Source organism: Arthrobacter agilis, assembly GCF_002953615.1.
GTDB lineage: Bacteria > Actinomycetota > Actinomycetes > Actinomycetales > Micrococcaceae > Arthrobacter_D > Arthrobacter_D agilis_B.
In genome coordinates, this window is sequence record NZ_CP024915.1 from 3,168,923 (window position 1) to 3,173,489 (window position 4,567).

The 4,567-nt window shown below is 72.7% G+C and carries 3 protein-coding genes; all 3 read left to right on the forward strand.

Annotated elements, in window-relative coordinates:
- The coding region (locus tag CVO76_RS15525) for a ComEA family DNA-binding protein (protein ID WP_208740035.1) at nt 1-798 on the forward strand (798 nt) is incomplete at its 5' end.
- A gap of 224 nt (nt 799-1,022) precedes the next feature.
- Nucleotides 1,023-3,359, forward strand: coding sequence for a ComEC/Rec2 family competence protein (locus CVO76_RS15530; protein ID WP_208740036.1), 2,337 nt, complete (start codon nt 1,023-1,025; stop codon nt 3,357-3,359).
- Between the two features lie 92 nt (nt 3,360-3,451).
- Nucleotides 3,452-4,468, forward strand: coding sequence for a DNA polymerase III subunit delta (gene holA / locus CVO76_RS15535; RefSeq protein WP_244186029.1), 1,017 nt, complete (start codon nt 3,452-3,454; stop codon nt 4,466-4,468).
- Nucleotides 4,469-4,567: the final 99 nt, after the last annotated feature.

Genomic DNA, 4,567 nt, shown 5'->3' on the forward strand with positions numbered 1-4,567 from the left:
CTCTTCCTCGTCCGGAGCTCCGAGCCGTCCGCGGCCGCGGTGTCGGTGCAGCTCGACAGCGGCGTATCGGACGATACTGCCGAGCCGGCTGCCGGCGACGGAGCCGCACGGGGTGCGACTGCCGGTGACGGAGCCGCAGGGGATGCAGCCGTGGGGGCCGCTACGGGCGAGGGTCCGGGTGGTTCCGGTGGCGAGGACGGTACGGGTGGAGTCGGCCCGGGGCGTCCCGGTGAGGCACCGACGCATGAGTCGACCGACCGGTCAGGGGACCCTCTCGGCGTCACGGGCGGTACCGGAGGCGGAGCGCAGGGGATCATCATCGTCTACGTCACGGGAGCGGTCGCAGCACCCGGAGTCGTCACGGTCCCGTCCGGTACGCGCCTGTTCGACGTCATGGGCAGGGCAGGTGGTGCGCTCCCCGAGGCAGACCTCGAGGGGATCAACCTCGCTGCGACACCGTCCGACGGGCAGCACATCCACGTCCTCGCCGTCGGCGAGGAACCGCGGATCACCCAGGACCTCCCCGGCACCTCGTCCCCCGCCCAATCCCCGGGACGGCAGGTCGAGGGTCCCGGCGGCGGAGGTGCACCTGGCGGGAGCCCGGGCGGAATCGACATCAATACCGCGACGCTCGCGGAGATCGAGCTGCTGCCACGCGTCGGTCCGGTGCTCGGACAGCGCATCATCGACTGGCGCACGGAGCACGGGCCGTTCGGCCAGGCGGCCGACATCGACGCCGTGCCGGGTATCGGGCCGGCGATGCTCGACGGGATCCTCCCCCTCATCGTGGTGCGGTGAGGCGCGACGGCGGAGGTCCTGGCGGCGCCGCCTCCGCCGATCCGCCGGGAGGATCCGTCCCTGGACCGGCCCGCCGCGGCCCGCACGCTGCTCCGTCCCGGTGGCACGGCGACCTGCGCCTGGTCCCGTCCGCTGCGGCTGCGTGGACGGCCGCTGCCGTCGCTGTCCATGGCGGGGCGGTCGGGGCGACGGCAGCGGGGCTCCTGGCCGGGGCCTGTGCACTCATGCTGTCCTGTCTCGTGGTCATCGTGCCGGGCCGGCGACGTGCGTGGGCGCTGCTGCCCGGCCAGGCGCTGGCCCCCGCGGCCGCGCTGAGCCTGGTGCTGCTGTCGGCCGGCGGCAGCCTCGCCCGTGCCGAGGCGGGACCGGTGGACGAGGCGCTCGACGGCGGTGTCCCGTTCACTGCGGTCCTGCGCATCACGGGAGAACCGTCCTCGTTGGGTCCGGGAGCATTCGGGGGCGGGAAGCGCTACCTCGTGGACGCCGAGGTCCTCGGTGGTGTCCTCCGGGGTGCTCCCTTCGTGGCGGCGACCCCCGTCGTGGTCCTGGGGCCGGGCGGGTGGGCCGGCGTGGGGACCGGCGACACCGTCCGCGTCCTGGGCACGGCGGAACCTGCGGACCGCGTGGGGAGGGCGGCCGCGATCTTCCTCCCTGCCAGCAGCCCGGCGATCGAGGAGGCCCGCGGCTGGCTCGGCTACACGGATCACCTGCGCACGCGGTTCCGGGACCTCGCCCTCGCCGACAGCCGCGACCGAGGCCTACTCCCGGGCATGGCACTGGGTGACCGGACCGGGCTCGCCCCGGACCTCGAGGAGGCCATGCGACGGACCGGACTGACCCATCTCACCGCGGTGAGCGGAGCGAACTGCTCCTACGTCGTGGCGTTCGCCTTCCTCGGGCTGCGGGTGCTCCGGCTTCCCTGGCTACCGGCCGGCGTCGGTGCCGTGGTCTCGCTCGTGGCGTTCGTCCTGCTCGTCCGGCCCGAGCCGAGCGTCCTCCGCGCTGCGGTCATGGGGGCGGTCGGGGTGGCTGCCGTCCTCTCGGGCCGCGGCAGGGTCTCGCTGACACTGCTGATGGTGTCGGTCATCGTCCTCCTCGCCGTGGATCCCTGGCTCTCGGTGTCCTTCGCCTTCGTGCTGTCGGTGGCGGCGACCCTGGGGCTGGTCACGGCCGGTCCGACGGTCGTCGACACCCTCGGCCTGATGATGCCGCGCCCGGCGGCCCAACTGCTCGCCATCCCGCTGGCCGCGCAGCTCTTCTGCACTCCGATCCTGGTCCTGATCCAGCCCGCCCTGCCGGTGTACTCGCTACCCGCCAACGTCCTGGTGTCACCGGTCGTCCCGGCCATCACGCTGGTGGGCATGGCGGCGGTCGTGGCACTCGTCGCCGGTCCCGTACTCGCGCCGGCCCTGATCGCCACCGCCCAGTGGGGTACCCGCTGGGTGGCAGGCGTCGCCGAGGCCCTCGCAGCCGCTCCTGCCGCGACCGTGCCCTGGTTCCCGGGCGCGCCGGGAGCGGTGGTGGCTGCATCCGGGTCGGTGCTGCTTCTCCTCGCCATGGTCCGCCGCGAGTCGGTCCTCGCCGGTTGGCGGCGTGCCGTCACCCGCGCTCGGCAGCGCCCGTCCGTCCCGACCGGGTCTGGAACAGCAGGGCGGCCGCCGGCCAGGTCTGGCATAGCAGGGCGGCCGCCGGCCAGGGCCGGGCGCCGGACCGTCGCGATCGTCCTCGCCGTCGCCCTGCTGGGGGCGCTCGTGACCATCGCCCTCGTCGACCGGCGGGGCACGGGGTCCTCGTCCCGGTGGGCTCTCACGATGTGCGACGTCGGACAGGGCGACGGCATGGTCATCAGGACGTCGGCGGAGCACGCACTGGTCGTCGACACCGGGCCCGATCCCGATGCCATGGACCGGTGCCTGGACGCACTCGGGATCGAGGTGATCGACGCACTCGTCATCACGCATCTGCACGACGACCACTACGGCGGGGTGGAAGGGGCATTGCGTGGAAGGACCGTATCGGCCCTGTACTACTCGACCGGGGAGGACGGCCTGCCGCGTGAGCTGACCGACGCGACGGCAGGCGCCGGCGTTGGCGCCGAGCGTCTGACCGGTGCGACCCGGCTCGACCTTCCACCCGTGCGGGTGGACGTCCTCTGGCCACGGGGGGAGACACGCCTGCCGGAGGAGAACAACGCGAGCGCCGTCCTGCAGGTCGTGGTGCCCACGGCGCAACGGCCCCTCACGCTCCTCCTCACCGGGGACCTCGAGGAGGACGCCGCCGCGGAGCTCCTCGCCGCGGTCCCCTCCCTGAGGAACGGGGGAGTGGACATCCTCAAGATCGCCCATCACGGAGCGAGGAACGGGGGAACAGGGATCATCGACGCCGTCTCACCCGCTCTCGCCCTCATCTCGGTCGGCAAGGACAACGACTACGGCCACCCGCATCCCCGCATCCTCGAACGGCTCGACCGCTCCGGTATCGCCAGCGCCCGGACCGACGAACTCGGATCGTTCACCGTGGGTGTCACCGACGGCAGGATCGAGGTCCACCGACTCCGATGACGGGGTGCCGGCCGGAGCCACCGCTGCAGCTTTGAGGCGAGAGGGCTCCGTGCAAGAGTAGGAGTGCATTCCGACGGAAGGAACACCCCCGCGTGGCAACGAGATCACCCGCCGGCCGCAGCACCGGCGCGGGCCAGCAGCAACCAGCATCATGGCGCGAAGTGCGCCCCGCCGGCGTCGTCCTGCTCTCCGGTCCCGAGGAGTACCTGGCGTCCCGGGCTGCGGAATCGATCCGGGCACAGGTGCGCACGGCACAGCCCGGAGCGGAACTGGTCCGGTTCGACGCCGGGTCCTATGACGCGGGAACCCTGACCATGCAGGCCAGCCCGTCGTTGTTCGGGGACTGGAAGATCATCGAGGTGGCGGGGCTGGCACAGATGAACGATGCCTTCCTGGTCGACGCGCTCGCCTACCTCGAGGACCCGGCACCCGATGTCGTCCTGGTGATGCGCCACTCGGGCGGGAACCGTGGGAAGAAGCTGTTCGATGCGATCAAGGCCGCCAAGGCCACCGTCGTGGACTGCCAGCCCCTGAAGAAGGACGGCGAGAAGGCGGAGTTCGTCACCACCGAGTTCCGTCTGGCACGCCGGCGCATCGACCCGGATGCCGTGCGGGCGCTCGTCGCCGCGGTCGGTTCGCAGCTCCCCGAGCTGGCGGCAGCCTGCCAGCAGCTCATGGCGGACACCGCGGGCGACATCTCGGCGGAGACGGTGGAGAAGTACTACGGGGGCCGCGTCGAGGCGACCGGTTTCAAGGTGGCCGATGCCGCCCTGGCAGGGCGGACCGCGCAGGCACTGTCCATGCTGCGCCATGCTCTTGCCACGGGGGCGGACCCCGTCCCCATCGTCGCCGCGCTCGCCATGAAGGTCCGCGCCGTCGCGAAGGTCCATGGGGTCCGCGGATCCTCGATGCAGCTGGCGAAGGACCTGGGGATGGCGCCGTGGCAGGTGGACCAGGCACGCAAGGAGGCCCAGCGCTTCAGCTCCGAGGCCCTGGCGCGCTGCATCCGCGCCCTCGCCGAAGCCGACGCCCAGGTGAAGGGCGAATCGCGGGATCCCGTGTACGCCGTCGAACGGGCCGTCACGGTCATCGCGCTGGGCGACGGCTGACGCAGCACGGACAGGATCAGCTCCGCGACAGGCGCCTGGCTCGGTTGTGCGGCAGGGCCCCGGCGTTGTCCGGCGGGCCGGGACCGGTCCCGGCCCGGG

Bases quoted from the DNA above. Each gene is read 5' to 3' on its own strand.
- CVO76_RS15530 (WP_208740036.1), top strand. From the start codon at position 1,023: ATGCTGTCCTGTCTCGTGGTCATCGTGCCGGGCCGGCGACGTGCGTGG.